Genomic DNA, 17,157 nt, shown 5'->3' on the forward strand with positions numbered 1-17,157 from the left:
GCGGCTGGCAGGCCCTGGTGCTGTCCGTGATGGGCGTGCTGGTGCTCGCTGGTGCGGTGGTGGGGGCGTTGTTGCTGAACCACGCCGACGAGGTATCGCGTGAGCTGCGAGACGGCGTGCAGCCGTCCAGGGTGGCAGCTTCCCAGCTGCAGGCCGCGCTGCGCGACCAGGAAACCGGTATCCGCGGCTACCTGCTTAGCTTTGACCCGCAGTTCCTCAAGCCGTACTACGACGGTCAACGAGCCGAACAGGACGCCGCTGCCACGATTCGCCAGCTGGTTGGCCGGCATGGCGAACTCATGGCGGATGTGGACGCGATCGAGGCAGTCGCGCGGGACTGGCGGAAGACCTACGCCGAACCGGTGATCGGCGCAGTGAACGCTAACAACGCCGCTGCCACCAAAAACGCCGACCTGACCTCGCACGGCAAGGAGCTGTTCGACCGGCTGCGCTCGCTTTTCGACACCCAGACCGCGCATTTGACCGCGGCACGCGATCAGGCTGCCAACGACCTGCAGCGCATGAACGACTGGCGCGACCGGGTGCTGGGTTCGATGGTGCTGACGTTCTTCGTGACGGCTGCGGTGCTGGGATTGCTGACCAACCGGGCGGTGTCGCGTCCGTTGGCGTCGCTGGCGGCGTCCTGCCGACAGGTCACCGAAGGCCACTTCGGCGATGTGATCGAGCTGCCTCGTCGGCCCTCGGACATCCGGGGCATCGCCTACGACGTGGAGGGCATGCGTCAGCGGATCGTGCAGGCGCTGGAGGCATCGCAGGCGGCACAGTCGCAACTCGACGAGCAGGCGGCCGATCTGCGGCGTTCGAATGCCGAACTCGAGCAATTCGCCTATGTCGCGTCGCACGACCTGCAGGAGCCACTGCGCAAGGTGGCCTCCTTCTGCACGTTGCTCGAGCGCCGATACCGGGACAAGCTCGACGACCGTGGGGTGGAGTACATCGACTTCGCGGTCGACGGCGCCAAGCGCATGCAAGTGCTGATCAACGACCTGCTCAGCTTCTCCCGGGTTGGCCGGCTGAACACCAAGTACACCGCGGTCGAACTCGACACGGCATTGGATTCGGCGGTGGCCAACCTGACCGTGGCCATTGAGGAGTCGGGAGCCGAGATCGTCCGGCCCGCCCAGCGGCTGCCGCAGGTCAACGGTGACCCGACGTTGCTAGTGGTGTTGTGGCAGAACCTGATTGGCAATGCCGTGAAGTTTCACCGCGAGAACGTCCCGCCCAGGGTCGCGATCGATTTCCGAAGCGGTACCGGATCTCGGGCGGATCACTGGGTTTTCAGCGTCTCCGATAACGGCATCGGTATCGCCGAGGAGTTCGTTGACAAGGTGTTCATCATCTTCCAGCGCCTGCACGGTCGCGACGCCTATGGTGGAACGGGTCTCGGTCTTGCGATGTGCAAGAAGATCGTCGAGCACCACGGGGGCACCGTGTGGATCGACACCTCGTACACCGATGGGACACGGTTCGAGTTCACTTTGCCTGTCGCCGAGCTCAACGCTGAACCCATCGGGGGGCGCAGTGGGGTAGCCCAGCACGACTTGGTCACTTCCGAAGGAGCACACGAATGACATCACCCGGTCGCGCGATTGACATCCTGTTGGTCGAGGACGACCCCGGCGACGAGCTGATCACCCGGGAAGCGTTCGAGCACAACAAGCTGAAGAACAGGCTGCACGTCGCGCACGACGGCGAGGAGGGCCTGAACTACCTCTACAAGCGCGGCGCGTACGAGCACGCGCCGCGTCCGGACCTGATCCTGCTGGACCTGAATCTGCCGAAGTACGACGGCCGGCACCTGCTGCAGAAGATCAAGTCGGACCCCGAGCTGTGCCGTATCCCGGTCGTGGTGCTGACCACGTCATCGGCCGAGGAGGACATCCTCAAGAGCTACAAGCTGCATGCCAACGCCTACGTCACCAAACCGGTGGACCTGGATCAGTTCATGAACGCGGTCCGTCAGATCGACGAGTTTTTCCTCCAGGTCGTGCGGCTGCCACCCAGCTAAAGTCGCCGGGCGTCAGTGCACGGGAGCCGCTTCGGCAGCGGGTGCCGAGGCGTGCACGATTCCGTGCCGATCCACCACGTGCACATGCACCGTGGCGAAGTCGAAGAAGATGCCGACCACCTGCACGGCGCCGGATTCCACCGCGTCCGCCAGGACCGGGTGCCGGCTCAGCCGGTCGACTTGCAAGGCGACGTTGACGATCGCCAGCTGGTCGACGTCGCTGAAGCGGAACCCGTTCGAGGTGCAGCTCACTCGCGCCTCGTGGTTGTTTCGATAGGCTGCCACGCTCTCGCTGGCGTGCTCGAGCCACTGCGCGATCGGGCTGGCGGGGTCGTCGACGGTCCCGTCGAGCAGTGCCTGCATCGCCCGGCACGATGAATGTCCGCACACCACAACCGAACTCACGCCGAGCTGGTTGACCGCAAAGTCCAGGGCGGCGTCCACGGAGTGCTCAGCGGGGTCGACGGGCACCAGGTTGCCGACGTTGCGCACGATGTAGAGGTCGCCGGGTCGGCTGGCGGTGATGGTGTCCGGCAGGATCCGTGAGTCGGCACAGGTCAAGAAGACGGTGTCCGGGTTGGGTGAATCCACCAGTTCGGGGACGTGGTGGTGCAGGTTGCCGTTGCGGTGATAGTGCTGGACGCCGTCCAGAATCGATGCGTCGGTCCGGTCGCCGGTGTTATCGCGGCGCGACGGCCAGGGAGCTTCGCGCAGGGAGCGGGAGAGGAAGTGGCGTCTGGGCGGGCTGCTGTGGGCGCTCACCAGGTTGGCCGGTGAGGTCTCGACGATGGTCACCGATCCGCCTGTGGCCTCGTGGGCGGTCTTCCAGTCGGAGATGGCCTCGGAGATCGAGTGGTCGATGTAGTCCGCGTTCAGGTTCAGCGTCACCTCGCAGCCGGGCGGCAGCATGGAGAGCACGTTGGTCAGTCGAGGCAGCAGCAGAAAGCTGAGGGTGCCATCGATGTCGACGCGCCAGTGCTTGGACTCCTCGCCGATCGGCTTGGCCTCGATGGGCGCCTGAATCACCCGGATCAGCAGGAAGGCGATCGCGACGGCCAGCCCGATGGCGACGCCTTCGAGCAGGTTGAGGAAGACCACGCAGACGATGGTGATGGCGTAGATGAAGAAGTTGCCGGTGCGCACGGCCACCTGGATGTGGGCCAGCTTGATCAGCTGGATTCCGATGACGATGAGTAGCCCGGCCAGCGCCGCCTTGGGGATCAACTCCACCAGGCTGGTCAGCAGCGAGGCGAACAGCAGGATCCACACCCCGTGCAGCACTGCCGACGTCCTGGTGCGCGCGCCTGCGGCAACGTTGGTGGAGCTACGCACGATGACGCCGGTGACCGGGAGCCCGCCCAGCAATCCGGACGCCACGTTGGCGCTGCCCTGCCCGATCATCTCCCGGTTGAAGTTGGTGCGCGGGCCGGTGTGCATTTTGTCGATGCCGACCGCGGACAGCAGGGATTCGACGCTGGCGATCAGCGCCACCGTGAGCACGCCGAGGGCGACCGCGCCGATCTCGGCGAGCCACGGGTGACCGCTGGGGGACATCGGTGGCAGGTGCGGAAGCCCGATTGCGTCGAAGAAATTGCCCGACAGGTTGATCCGGTCCACCTGCAAATTCACCAGCAGCGACAGCACGGTGGCCACCACGATCGCTACCAGCGCGCCCGGGATGAAGCGGATACGCGTCGGTAGCTTCGACCACAGCACCAGGATCGCGATGACCGTGCCACCCACAATCACCTCGTGCAGTTCGTGATTCATGATGCCGTCGGGAAGCGCCTTGATGTTCTCCCACGCCGAGCTGCGTGAGGAGCCGCCCATCAGCACGTGGATCTGCTGCAGCATGATGGTGACGCCGATGCCGGCCAGCATGGCGTGTACCACCACCGGGGCAACGGCGAGTGCGGCGCGTGCCACCCGGACCAGGCCCAGCAGGATCTGCACGCCGCCCGCGCACACGGTGATCAAGCACGTCATCTCCCAGCCGAACTGATTGATCAGCCCGGCCACCACCACGGTGAGACCGGCGGCCGGGCCACTAACCTGCAGCACTGAACCGCCGACCGCGCCGGCGATGATGCCACCCACGACCGCGGCGATCAGCCCGGCCATCAGCGGCGCGTTGGAGGCTATGGCGATGCCCAGCGACAGGGGCAGCGCCACCAGGAAGACCACCAGCGAGGCCGGAACGTCGTAGCGCAGGTTCGGCAGGATCTTGCGAGACGCGGGCGCCTCGGCGATGGCAGTGCTGCTCATGCGACTCCTCGTGGCCGGGTTACGGCTGACGACCCTTACAGGTCCGGCGTGAACGCGATCTGTTGACCGGCTGTCCACCAGGCATCGGGAGCGGGCAAAACATATTTGCGACCAGCAAACATATGAGCCCGATTACCGGCGTATCACCAAATATCCCTGCGCGTATCAGCCATTCGGCCGGCGGCGCGACGATTCATCGGCAATTCAAAGAAAAACCACGAACTCTGGTGCGTGAATTTAAGAAAGCCCGGTGAGATATAAGTCGTTGTGTTGGCCCGGAGCCGGTGGCGGTTCGGCGACGGTGGCGTCGAAGGTGGTGTAGCGAGCCGGCGTGCGGATGACGGTGACGGACCCGATCTCGGGATCGTCGGCGCCCACTTCCAGCGCAAGGTTGTTCTCGGCGAACAGCGGGGTGTCCACGACCTGCTTCCAGCTGTAGGCCAGGCATGCCATCAGCCCGCCCTCCTGCAGCAAATCGACCCATTCGGCGGCGCTCTTAGCGGCCAGCGCCGACTCGAGTTCGTCGGTCAGCTCCGCATAGTTAATCGCCCGGGAGCGTTGGTCGGCAAAGCGCTGGTCGTCGATCAGGTCGGGCCGGCCGATGGTCTGGCACAGTTTCGTCCAATGCTTCGGCACGTACGCGCTGATGATGAGGTACCCGTCGGACGCGCGGAACGCGTCCGACGGCTGGGTGGCGAAGCCGACGCTCTTGCGCTTCTTGCCAGGTTCGTTGGCCGGTTTGCTGACCGGCTCGTTGGCCGGTTCGGCTTTGGTGGCGAGCTTGTTCAGATGAATGGTCAGCTGATTGGCCTGCAGGCCCACCGCGACGTCGTACATAGCGACCTGGACCAGGTCGCCGACGCCGTGGCGCTCGCGGTTGAGCAGCGCGGCGAGCACCGCCTGTGCCAGCACGTGCCCGCTGGCGTTGTCTACCAGCTGAAAGGGGATGATCTGCGGTTTGCCGCTGGGCGTGGGCATCCCGGTGCTCATGCCGGCCTCGACCGCGACCATCAGGTCGACACCGGGTCGCGCGCCGTGCGGTCCGTTGCCGCCGTACGCGCTGAGGCGGGCGTAGATCAGGCGGGGATTGCGCGCCCGCAGCTCGTCGGGGCCCAGGCCCATCCGCTCCATGACGCCGGGCCGGAAGCCTTCCAGCACGACGTCGGCGGTGTCGGCGAGCTGGAGGATCTGCTGCTTGGCCGCGGCGTCGGTGAGGTCGACGGTCACCGACTTCTTGCCGCGGTTGTTCGGCAGGAAGTAGGTGGCCAGCGGCGGGCGGCCGGGCAACACCGAGGTGAGCCGCCGGGCCTGCTCCCCGCCGGGCGCCTCGATCTTGACGACCTCGGCGCCCAGGTCGGCCATTATCTGTCCGGCCAGCGGTCCGGCGACGTTCTGGGTGAAGTCGAGTACCCGGAATCCGTCGAGCGGTTTGGGGTGGTTGTCCGTCATCGGCCGCGCTTCTCCTCGTCTGTCTCGCCGTTGGGGGTCAGGCGTGACGTACATGCTTCGACAGAGTAACGACGCGGTCGCAGGCGCTGTCATCAAACCGTGTCCGCGGCCGGCGAGCCGCGTTGCGGGCGTCTTCGGCGGCTCGCATCTAGCATCGTGGGATGCAACCGGCGACTAACCCCGGTCTTATTGAAGCCAACGCCTGCTGCGACGGAACCGTCGCCCGCCACGGGCCTCCGACGCGAGATCCCGCCTGGCAGCGCCACGCGAGACTGGCTCATCGGTTGGCCTGGGTGAGCCTGGCGGTGATGCTGTGCGAGGGCGTCGTTGGTCTGTGGCAGGGCCTGGCGGTTGGGTCGATCGCCCTGACCGGGTGGGCGCTGGGCAGCGTGCCCGAGGGCCTGGCCAGTGCGATGGTGATCTGGCGGTTCAGCGGTTCGCGCACGCACTGCCAGAAGGCCGAGCGGCGCGCGCAGATCGGTGTCGCGGTGTCGTTCTGGCTGACCGCCCCGTATATCGCGGCCGAGTCGGTCCGGCACCTCTTCGAGGGCCAGCACGCAGAGACGTCGACGATCGGTATTGCGTTGACGGCGCTGGCGTTGGTGTTGATGCCGACGCTGGGTTGGGTCAAACACAATCTGGGCGCGCGATTGGGCTCCGGGGCCACCAAAGGCGAGGGCACGCAGAACTACCTGTGTGCCGCCCAGGCCGCGGGGGTCCTGGTCGGCCTTGCCGTCACAGCGACCTGGTCCGGCGCCTGGTGGGTGGACCCGGCCGTCGGGCTCGCGATCGCCGCTGTTGCGGTGTGGCAGGGATTCCGAGCCTGGCGTGGCCTGGACTGCGGCTGCTGACTGCGGCTGCTGACTGCGGCTGGAGACACAATTTCGATTGCCGCCAATGTGCTGTTCACTCGCTGCCTGCCCGCTGTTCTCCATCCTTAGAACTTGCTGCCGACAGGTGCTCGGCGGCGACCTGCTGGCGCGTCCAGCATTCGGGGCGCACCGGCCCGGGCCGCTGTTATGCAGCGCCACTGAAGTTCAAACCCATTGCACGGCAAACAGGCTCGCGCCAGAGCTGGGTTTGTGAATCACCTGGCAATCAGCTGAGACCAGGCATTCCTCCTCGCATCGAACGCCTAGTACGTGTAGTAAGGGTAGAGCAAGGGGGAGGTATGCAGAAGTGGTGTATTTCATGACAGTTGAACGGATTGCCCAGGTCAGCCCGGTGCCGATCGGCTGAGCCCGCAGACAATGAGCCGGTGACATTGTCGTCCGCCGCTCACAGCCCATTGTGAACACCCACTGGCGAAGCTCACAGGTGTGAATTCCCGGTTCGTGTCGAATCTGACGAAAGGACTTTGCTGCGCCCGGAGAACGGCCAATGGCATCATGCGGGGGATGAGCTGTTCGGCCTATCACATGTTGTGCCGCTGACGATTTGGTCGATATGAGCCCGTGCAACTGCACGGGTCTTCGCCTTCCGAAGATCTGCAGGATCGGCGATGTGCGTCTTGTTGTCGCCGTGCGTCGACAGACCGTCGGTCAATGAATTCAGCGGTGACTGCTGCTCAAAGTAGCGGCGGTTTCTACGAAATGAATGTTCTTCAAAATGGGAGGGATTCAGATGACGGAGTTACTGACACACTTTGAGAGCGAGCTGGAGCTCGTGAAGAACGGCCTTCTTTCCGTGGCCACCGAAGCGCTGCCCGAAGTTACGCCAGATCTCGAAATCGCCGACCTCGGCTACAGCTCGGTCCAGACTCTGGAACTTCTCGCATATCTGGAGGAGACGGCGGCTATTTCGTTACCGCCGCGGTCGCTGATCGGGGTCGAGACAGTCGCGGACCTGGTCGCGAAGGTGCACCAGGCCGTTGTCGAAACCACAGCGAGCCGGATTTGAATCCCACTTCAGAAGCGCTGGCGGACAAACCCTCTGGTGCGCGATTGGCTGTGGTGGGTATGGCGTGCAACGTCCCCGGCGCCGCCGACGTGAAGTCCTTTTGGCAGATGTTGATGGCGGCGGAGTCTGCATTCGACACGGTTCCGCGGGATCGGTGGGACCACGAGCCGTTCTTCGACCCGGCGGGCCGCACCCCCAATTCCGCTTATAGCGACGTGATGGCCACCGTGAGTGGAATCCAGGAGTTCGATCCGCTGCCTTTCGGCATCTCGCCGCGCCAAGCGGAGGTGATGGATCCGCAGCACCGCATCCTGCTGACGGCCACCCGGGCGGCACTCGACGACGCCGGGTTGGGTGATCGTCAGCTGGCCTCTCGGAAAGTTGGTGTTTACGTTGGCATTTCGGCCAGCGACTTCCGGGAGCTGATGACAGCCCCATTGCGGGTACGGCAGTTCGCCGGGGGCGCATTCGGGGCGGGCACCGACACCGACCTCGACTGTCTGGCCGAAGCGGTGCCCCCGGTGCGGGCGTTCACCATGCCCGGTTCGTTGCTCAACATGGCGGCCGCGGCGATCAGTCGCAGCTTCAATCTGCGGGGACCGTCGATGGCGATGGACGCCGCCTGCGCGTCATCGCTAGTCGCCTTGTACAGCGCGGCGGTTGCGCTGCGTGCCGGCCAGTGCGACACCGCCGTGGTCGCCGGGGTGCACGTGAACCTAGTACCCGACGGACTAATCCTCTTCTCGAAGATCGGCGCCGTGTCCAAGACAGGCGTGTGCGCCCCGTTCGATAGCAGCGCAGACGGTTTCGTGCTCGGCGAAGGCGTGGGCGTGGTGGTGCTGACGCGACAGGACGCGGTCCCCGAAAATGCCGAGGTCTATGCCTGGCTGCGCGGGGTCGGCTGCACCACCGACGGTGCCGGCGCGGGTGTGATGGAACCGCAGGTGGACGGACAGTGTGCCGCGGTGCAAGCGGCCCTGGCCGATTCGGGGCTTGCCGCGGCCGACGTCGACTACATCGAAGCGCACGGCACCGCCACGGTGGTCGGCGACGCCGTGGAAGTCGAATCGTTGAGCGCCTGCCTGCCGCCGAGGCAGGAATCACCCCGCTATCTCGGCAGCGCCAAGGCCAATGTGGGCCACGCGATGTCAGCCGCGGGAGTGATCGGACTCATCAAGGCTGTGCTGGTGTTGCGGCACGGCGTCGTCCCACCCCACCCGCATCTGCGCGAAGAACGCCCCGAACTGCGGCTCGGCGATCGGGGCATCGTGATACCCCGCGAACCGCTCCGGTTGCCCGACTTCGATCGGCCGCACGTCGCCGCGGTCAGCGCGTTCGGATTCGGCGGCACCAATGTGCACGCGCTGCTGCAGGCCGAGCCTGTGGCGGCGAGTGCGGCAACGACGAGCTACATCGTGCCCGTGCGGGGACGTAACGTCGACGAGGTCGCATTCCGGTGCCAGTGCCTGCTGCGGGACCTCGAAGACGACGATGCGGATCTGGCCGGTGTCGCGGCCACCCTCACCCGGCGAGCCGAACGGGGCGCCGAATTGTTGGCGGTGGCAACCTCGGTGGCCGGGCTGCGCAGTCAGCTGCGAAAGGCGCTGAGCGTCCTGCGATCCGAGCGTCCCGTGCCCCATGAGATCGGCGAAGCCCTCTGGTACCGGGACACCGAACCCGACGCGCAGGCGCTGCAGCTGTGCTTCCTGTTCGGTGGCCAAGGATCCCAAAAGGTCAGTGACGCAGCGACATTGCGCAACTCCGATCCGGAATTCTCGCGGGTCGTCGAAGAGCTGGCAGGTTGCGCGGAGTGCCCCGGCCTGCTTGAGGCGATGTACCCGGCCGAACCCGATGCCGGGTCGGCGGCGGCGCTGGCCGAGACTCAGCGCTGCCAGCCGGCGTTGCTGGTCACCCAGCTGGCACTCGCCGGGCAGTTGCAGGCTGCCGGCATCGATCCCGATGTAGTGCTGGGACACAGCGTCGGTGAATTTGCCGCCGCAGCGGTGGCCGGAGTCGTGACGCCGCAAGCGGCGGTGCGCTTCGCCGCGCGCCGAGGCCAGGCGATCGCCGAGGCGGACATTCCGCGCGGCGGCATGCTGGCCTGCCGTGCCGACGAGGCAACGGTGCGGGAAGCTTTGGAGGGCAACAGCTCGGTCTGGATCGTCAACGTCAACTCGCCCGAACAGACCGTGGTAGCGGGTACAGCGGACGGAATCGCCCGCGCAGCAAAACGACTCGGCTTGGCCCAGGTGGCTCACAAAGAGCTCGATGTCTCGCACCCCTTCCACAGCCCACTGCTTGCGCCCGCCAATGCGCGGATAGCCGAACACGTCGACGCCCTGGTTCTGCAGGACCCCCGAGCGGCTTTCTTCTCCTGCCTGCACGGCCGTCGATACACCGACGCCAATGACATTCGCCAGTCGTGGCGTGAGCACGCGCTGCTGTCGGTGCGATTTGCCGATGCGATCGGCGCGGTCGGCGCTACCCGTACGGTGTTCGTCGAAATTGGAGCGGGGACAACACTGTTGAATCTAGTTCGTGATTCCGGTGTGCCGCGGGAGAGGCTGGTGCCGGCCGGCGACTTCGGCGCCGACCCACGGCACGCGGCGAATCTGCTGTTGGCCCGGTTGCGCGCGCTCGGCGTCCGGGTGGCCTTACCCGGCCCGGGAAAGCGCAGGGGCGCACTCCTATCGGCGCTTCCCCTGCCCGCCAAGACGTTGTGGCCGTTGAAGAATGGCCGGGATGATGCCGCCGCGTCAGTGTCGGTCGTGACTTCTGAGTCGGCGGACGGAGCAGCGGCAGATTCGGCGAACCCATTCCCGGCCGCGCGGACAGAACTTGCCACCGATACGAAAGACACAGTCGTGCAAGAGCTCATCGCGCTGTGGCGTGAACAGACGGCCGTTATCGCCAAGCATCTAGAGGGCACCGGCACCGGCACCGGCACCGGCAGCGCTGCGGCGCAGGCCCCGGTTCGCGCGGCGCACGCGTCGAGTTCGGCCGACGTGTTGGCGACGATCGCCGAGATCGGTTCCTACGACGTGAGTGACCTGGCGCCAGAACAGTTGCTGGTCGGCGATCTCGGATTCGACTCGCTGATGCTTACCGCGTTGTTAAACAAGTTGCGCGGGCAGCACCCCGATCTCGCGGTGCAGGAGTTCAATCCGGCCGACCTGACCGTGGCGACGGTGCTCGCCTGGGCGGGGGATCGGCAAGTATCCGCGGCGGCGGCCGCCGCGGATCGAAAACCGCCAGCGGTTGCCCGGCAGCACGGAATCGCGGAGTTCCCGGAGTGGCAGGCCCTGAGCACACGCTTGTCGGCGTTCCGGGACGCCGGCATCGAGAACCCGTACTGGACCCTGCACGAGCGGGTGGTCAACGACACCACCCAGATCGGCGATCGGGTGCTGGTCAACTATTCGAGTTACAACTATCTCGGGCTGTCGGGAGACCCTCGGGTGAGCCGCAGTGCCCAACAGGCCATCGAACGCTACGGGACCTCGGTCTCGGCCAGCAGGTTGCTCTCCGGCGAGAAGCCGCTGCACCGGGAACTGGAAGCTGCCATCGCCAGGTTGATCGGCGTCGCGGACGCGGTGACGCTGGTGGGCGGTCACTCCACGAACGTGACCGCGATCGGTCACCTGCTCGGCGAGGCGGACATCGTGCTGCCGGACGCGCTGGCCCACGACAGCATCATGCAGGGCTGCCATCTCTCCGGCGCGGTCCGACGGCCCTTCCGCCACAACGACGCCGGCCACCTGCGGGAGCTGCTGTCCAACGTGCGCGACCGCTACCGGCGCGCCCTGGTGGTGATCGAGGGCGCCTACAGCATGGACGGCGACATCGCCGACCTGCCGGCGTTCATCGAGGTGGCCAAGGAGCACGACGCCATGTTGATGGTCGACGAGGCGCATTCCATCGGCGTGCTCGGCGCCGGTGGGGGCGGTGTCAGCGAGTACTTCGGGGTGGACCGCTCGCAGGTCGACATCTGGATGGGCACCCTGTCCAAGTCGTTGTCGAGTTGCGGGGGCTACCTCGCCGGTTCGGGTGAGCTGGTCGAGTACCTCCGCTACAGCCTGCCCGGCTTCGTCTACAGCTGCGGATTGCCACCAGCGTCCGCGGCTGCCGCGCTGGCGTCGATCGAGATCCTGGCGGCCGAGCCCGAGCGGGTTGCGGCATTGCACGCCAACGCCGACTACATGCGGTCGGCGTTCACCTTCCACGGCTTGTCGTTCGGGCTGAGCAAGGACACCCCGATCGTGCCGTTCGTGGTCGGAGATTCGGCACGCTGCCTGGCACTGGCGAGCCGGCTGCGAGAGGCAGGGATCAACGTCGACCCCATCATGTACCCGGCGGTGCCCGACGACGAGGCGCGGCTGCGCTTCTTCGTCACCGCGTCGCACAGCTTCGAACAGATCGACAGCACGGTCGCGGCGCTGGCCCGCGAGTACCGCAATCTGTCTGACCGGGCAATCGCATAGGAGAAGAACACAAATGGCGCAACCCCACACCCCGATGACTGTCGTGGACGCCCTAGAGCAGGGCTCGACCGACAGCCGGCGCGGCTTCGCGTTCATCGGTGACGACCGTGCGGAAACTTTCGTATCCTTTGCCGGCCTGCGCGATTCGGTGGCCCGCGCCGCGGCGGTCTTGGCTGACCGCGGCATCGTCGGGGGCGATCGGGTGGCCCTCATTGTGCCCGACGCAAAAGAGTTCGTCACCGGCTTTTTGGCCGTCATGTGGGCGGGAGCGATACCCGTCCCGCTCTACCCGCCGGTCGGCTTTGGAAAGCAAGATTCGTATCTGGAATACATTGCCACGCTGATGAATTCGGTGGGAGTGACGGGACTGGTGGTCCCGCAGTGGTTGGACGAGGCACTCGAGTTGGGTGAGCGGTTCCGTGCGCGGTTGTCGGCGGTCGCGCCCGCTGATGCGCTGGACACCGGCAACGACCTCCTGGATCCGGCGGCCCGTGGGGCCGACCAGACGGCGTTTCTGCAGTTCACCAGCGGCAGCACCGGTAAGCCGAAGGCCGTGGTTGTCAAGGACCGCGCGTTGTGGGTCAACATCGAATCGTTCGTATCGACCCTGGGCTGCAACGACGAAGACCATATCGTGAGCTGGCTGCCGCTGTATCACGATATGGGACTTGTCGGCAAAATGCTTGCTCCCCTGATGTTTTCACTGAACACTACGTTCCTGCCCACACTCGGGTTTCTGCGGGACCCGGGCAGCTGGCTGGACACTATCTCGGCCAAACGCGGTTCCATGTCGTTCGCACCGAACTTCGCCTACGCCCTGGCGGCGAAGAAGGCGCAGCCCCCCGAGACGGGATGGGATCTGTCCAGCATGCGGGTCTTCGGTTGCGCCGCGGAACCAATCAACGCCGACACCCTGGACATGTTCATCGAGCGGTTCGCGCCGCACGGCTTGCGGCCCGAGGCCGTGGTCCCGGGCTACGGCATGGCCGAGGCGACGCTGGGGATCACCCTGGACCGGTTGGACCGCCGGTTCCGCCGGCTCAGCGCCGCCGCGGACGCCTATCACGCTGGGGGAGTGGTGCACTCGCCGGCCGACGGGGCCGCCGCGCTCACCTTCGTGAGCAGCGGCCGGGTGTTCGCCGACGGGCACGCCCTGCGGATCGTCGACGACGCGGGACATGAGCTACCCGCCGGACGGGTAGGCGACGTCCAATTCCGGGGGCCGTCTCTGGCTATGGGCTACTTCGGCGACGCCGAGGCCACCTCGTCGGCGTTTTTGCCGGACGGGTGGCTGGCGACCGGTGACCGCGGATTCATCCACGACGGCGACCTCTTCATCACCGGGCGGCGAAAGGACATCCTGATCGTCAACGGCCGTAACTATGATCCCCACCACGTGGAGTGGGCGGCCGCGGACGTCCCCGGAATCCGAAAGGGAAACGTAGTCGCATTCTCCGTGCCCGGAGAACTCACCGAGGACATCGTCGTTGCCGCCGAACGGAATTCGGCGGACCCGGATCACGATCAGCAAGTGCGGCGAATCATCTGGACCCGCACCCGCCTGGCCGTTGCCGAGGTGGTCTTCCTGGACCCGGGGCAGCTACCCAAGACCTCATCGGGCAAGGTGCAGCGGTCCCGGACCCGCGACCTGTACCTGCGCGGCGAGTTGCGTGAGTCCGCCGTCGCAACCCGCACGCACACCCACACCGCGAAGGTCTGAGCCGGTGAATCAACGCGAAGGGGGAAGGGAGCCGTCATCGTCGAGTCACTGAAGCGCGCCTGGGTTCCCCTGGTGGTGGTGGCCGTGCTTGCTGTCGCGGCCTTCGCCGTCTTCCGGCTGCACGGAATCTTCGGATCGCAGAACATCAATGCGTCTGCCGGCGGCAAAGACGAGTCCAAGAACGTCATACCCAAGGACGTGGTGTACCAGATCTTCGGGCCGCCCGGGACGCACGGCCAGGTGGACTACCTCGACGAGTACGCGCAACCGAAGCGAGCTGAATTCAGCAGCTTACCTTGGTCTTTCGACATCAACACCCTGATGACATCGGTCTTCGCCAGCGTCGTTGCGCAGGGGGACAGTGACACCATCGGTTGCCGGATTGTCGTCAACGGCGTTGTGCGCGACGAGCATACGGTGAGCACCCGCGACGCCCAAGCATCGTGTCTGGCGAAGGCCGCGTGAGCCTTCATCGCACCTCCGAGCGGCGTGGCCTGGCCGGTTTCGTGCTCAGGTTCTCGGTTCCGGTCATCCTGGCCTGGCTCTTGCTGACCGTCCTGGTGAATGTGTTCGTGCCGCAACTGGAGGCGGTGGGCAAAGAGCACTCCGTCTCACTGGCTTCACGCTCGTCGCAGTCTTACCGGGCGCTCAAACGCCAGGGTGAGCTGTTCGACCAGTTCAACTCCGACAGCATCGCGATGGTGCTGCTGGAAAGCGACACCGCGCTGGGGCCGGCCGCGCGTGACTACTACCGCGGGCTGGTCGACCGGCTCAAGCGCGATACCGCGCACGTGCAGCATGTCCAGGACTTCTGGGGCGACCGGATCACCGCCGGCGGCGCCCAAAGTGCGGACGGCAAGGCGGCTTACGTGCAGATCAACCTGGTCGGCGACCAGGGCACGACCACGGGTAAGGATTCGGTCGCAGCGGTGCGCGGCATCGTCGATCGGGATCCTCCGCCGCGTGGGCTCCGGGTGTACGTGACCGGTCAGGCGGCGCTGACCGCGGATATGAACAACGCGGGGGACAAGAGCCTGACCAAGATGACGCTGATCACCTTGGCCGTCATCACCATCGTGCTGTTGCTGATCTACCGATCGATCAGCACTGTGCTGCTGATCCTGGCGGTGGTATTCGTCGAGTTAGGCGCCGCGCGCGGGGTTGTCGCGTTCCTGGGCCAGCAGAACCTATTCGGCCTGTCGGTGTTCGCGGTCAGCCTGATCACCTCACTGGCGATCGCGGCCGGCACCGACTACGTCATCTTCTTCCTCGGCCGGTACCAGGAGGCCCGCGCGGCCGGTCAGGATCGCACGACTGCCTACTTCACCACCTACCGCAGCGTCTCACACGTCGTGCTGGCCTCTGGCCTGACCATCGCCGGTGCGACGCTGTGCCTGAGTTTCACCCGGCTGCCGTACCTGCAGACCCTGGGTGTGCCGTGCTTCATCGGGATGTTGGTGGTGGTCGCGGCCGCGCTGACCGCCACGCCCGCGGTGCTGCTGGTGGCCACCCGGTTCGGCCTGATGGAGTCCACCCGTGTCGTCAGCAATCGGCGCTGGCGGCGCATCGGCACCGCGATCGTGCGCTGGCCGGGGCCGATCCTGGCGGTTACCTGCATCGCCGCCCTGGTTGGTCTGGCTGTGCTGCCGACGTATTCGGTGAGCTACAACGAACGCTATTACGTGCCCGACCGGCTCCCGTCGATCAAAGCTCTCGAGGTCTCCGACGCGCACTTCTCCAAAGCTCGGATGAACCCGGACATCTTCGTCATCGAGGCGAAGCACGATTTGCGCACTCCCGCCAACATGCTGGTGCTGGACAAGGTCGCCCGGGCTATCTTCCGGCTGCACGGAATCAACAAGGTGCAGAGCATCACTCGGCCGCTCGGCGCGCCGATAGACCATAGCTCGGTGCCGTTTCAGGTGAGCGCGCAGGCGATTCCGCTCAACGAGAACATGCAGTTCCTCAAGGAGCGTATGGGCGACATGCACAAGATGATCGACGACATCGGCCGCATGATCGCCATCCTGGAGCAGACGCATGGCATCATGACCGACCTGTCGAACATCAACCACGTGACGCTCGACGACACGAAGGCCATGCAGGCCACCACCGCCAAGATGCGCGACGAGTTCGCCGACTTCGACGACGAGTTCCGGCCGATCCGCAACTATTTCTATTGGGAGAAGCACTGTTTCGACATCCCGATGTGCTGGGGGATAAGGCAGTTGTTCGACTCGCTGGACAACCTGGACGTGTTGGCCGAGAACATGCAGACCATGAACGGGCACTTCGAGCAGCTGGACACGACGTTGCGCAAGGTCAACGAGCAACTGCCACCCATGATCGCGGTTGCCACGACCGTCCGGGACACGATGCTGACCATGTACAGCAGCTACGACGGGTTCGTCAACCAGATGGACCGCATGGTCGACACCGCGAGCGTGATGGGCCGGGCGTTCGACGAAGCCAAGAACGACGACCTGTTCTATCTGCCGCCGGAAGCGTTCGGTAACGAGGACTTCAAAAAGGGTATGGCGCTTATGCTTTCACCCGACGGCAAGACCGCGCAGATGATCATCACCCACAAGGGTGACCCGGCCAGCAACACCGCACTGGCGACCACCGATGCCGAACTGGATGCCGCGCAGGAGGCGCTGAAGGGAACACCGTTGGACGACTCGTCGGTCTATCTGGCCGGCACTGCCCCGACGTACCACGACATCGCCGAGGCGGTGAAATATGACTTGATGATCGCGGTGGTCGCCGCGCTGAGCCTGATCCTGATCATCATGCTGGTAGTCACCCGCGCCGTGGTGGCGTCGTGTGTGATCGTTGGCACCATCGTGGTGTCGTTGGGTTCGTCCTTTGGTCTTTCGGTGCTGATTTGGCAGTACATCCTGGGCCTGCCGCTGCACTGGATGGTTATGCCGTTCACCGTGATTGCGTTGTTGGCGGTGGGATCGGACTACAACTTGCTGCTGGTGTCGCGCCTGCAGGAGGAACTCGGTGCCGGGCTCAACACCGCGATCATCCGGGGTGTCGCCGGATCTGGCAAGGTGGTCACCGCGGCCGGGCTGGTGTTCGCTTTCACGATGGGGTCGATGATAAGTAGCGATCTGACGGCGATCGGGCAGGTCGGTACGTCCATCTGTTTGGGCCTGCTGTTCGACACCTTGGTGGTGCGCGCGTTCATGACCCCGGCGGCTGCCGCCCTGCTGGGGCGTTGGTTCTGGTGGCCGATGCGGGTGGACAAGTACGCGGCGCGTGCCCGTCGGCGCGCCAACTCCGCTCGCGAGCTGGTGCCGGTCTGA

The 17,157-nt window shown here is 65.5% G+C and carries 10 protein-coding genes; 8 read left to right on the forward strand and 2 right to left on the reverse strand.

What is annotated here, in order from left to right; genetic code table 11:
* Window positions 1–29: 29 nt before the first annotated feature.
* Together H0P51_RS06255 and H0P51_RS06260 are read left to right on the forward strand one after the other, a co-directional pair.
* Window positions 30–1,592 carry a sensor histidine kinase gene (locus tag H0P51_RS06255; RefSeq protein ID WP_180918776.1) on the forward strand — a complete coding sequence of 521 codons (1,563 nt, stop codon included), beginning with the start codon at window positions 30–32 and terminating at the stop codon, window positions 1,590–1,592.
* The gene (locus H0P51_RS06260; RefSeq protein WP_180917125.1) at window positions 1,589–2,029 is read left to right on the forward strand and encodes a response regulator; all 441 of its coding nucleotides are present in this window, start codon (window positions 1,589–1,591) and stop codon (window positions 2,027–2,029) included. The genes H0P51_RS06255 and H0P51_RS06260 overlap by 4 nt, the downstream gene beginning before the upstream one ends.
* 12 nt (window positions 2,030–2,041) lie before the next feature.
* Here H0P51_RS06260 and H0P51_RS06265 read toward each other — a convergent pair whose 3' ends face one another.
* The gene (locus H0P51_RS06265; protein ID WP_180917126.1) at window positions 2,042–4,294 is read right to left on the reverse strand and encodes a SulP family inorganic anion transporter; all 2,253 of its coding nucleotides are present in this window, start codon (window positions 4,292–4,294) and stop codon (window positions 2,042–2,044) included.
* 237 nt (window positions 4,295–4,531) lie between these two features.
* Entirely contained in the window at window positions 4,532–5,743 is a 1,212-nt protein-coding gene (locus tag H0P51_RS06270; protein WP_180917127.1) for a CoA transferase, read from the reverse strand.
* Window positions 5,744–5,904: 161 nt separating this feature from the next.
* Between H0P51_RS06270 and H0P51_RS06275 the strand changes: the two genes are divergently transcribed.
* From H0P51_RS06275 to H0P51_RS06300, 6 genes are all read left to right on the forward strand, one after another.
* Window positions 5,905–6,594 (forward strand): cation efflux transmembrane domain-containing protein, encoded by a 690-nt coding sequence (locus H0P51_RS06275; RefSeq protein WP_180917128.1) that lies wholly within the window; start codon window positions 5,905–5,907, stop codon window positions 6,592–6,594.
* Window positions 6,595–7,366: 772 nt separating this feature from the next.
* Window positions 7,367–7,642 carry an acyl carrier protein gene (locus H0P51_RS06280; protein WP_180917129.1) on the forward strand — a complete coding sequence of 92 codons (276 nt, stop codon included), beginning with the start codon at window positions 7,367–7,369 and terminating at the stop codon, window positions 7,640–7,642.
* Window positions 7,639–12,123: a type I polyketide synthase gene (locus H0P51_RS06285; protein ID WP_246398432.1), complete on the forward strand. Its 4,485-nt coding sequence runs from the start codon at window positions 7,639–7,641 to the stop codon at window positions 12,121–12,123. The genes H0P51_RS06280 and H0P51_RS06285 overlap by 4 nt, the downstream gene beginning before the upstream one ends.
* Before the next feature lie 13 nt (window positions 12,124–12,136).
* Window positions 12,137–13,843 (forward strand): fatty acyl-AMP ligase, encoded by a 1,707-nt coding sequence (locus H0P51_RS06290; RefSeq protein WP_180917130.1) that lies wholly within the window; start codon window positions 12,137–12,139, stop codon window positions 13,841–13,843.
* Window positions 13,844–13,912: 69 nt separating this feature from the next.
* Window positions 13,913–14,308, forward strand: a complete 396-nt coding sequence (locus H0P51_RS06295; RefSeq protein WP_246398728.1) for an MmpS family transport accessory protein — start codon at window positions 13,913–13,915, stop codon at window positions 14,306–14,308.
* Complete coding sequence (locus H0P51_RS06300) at window positions 14,305–17,157, forward strand: MMPL/RND family transporter (RefSeq protein WP_180917131.1); 2,853 nt, start codon at window positions 14,305–14,307, stop codon at window positions 17,155–17,157. The genes H0P51_RS06295 and H0P51_RS06300 overlap by 4 nt, the downstream gene beginning before the upstream one ends.

Source organism: Mycobacterium vicinigordonae (genome assembly GCF_013466425.1).
Taxonomy (GTDB): Bacteria; Actinomycetota; Actinomycetes; order Mycobacteriales; family Mycobacteriaceae; genus Mycobacterium; species Mycobacterium vicinigordonae.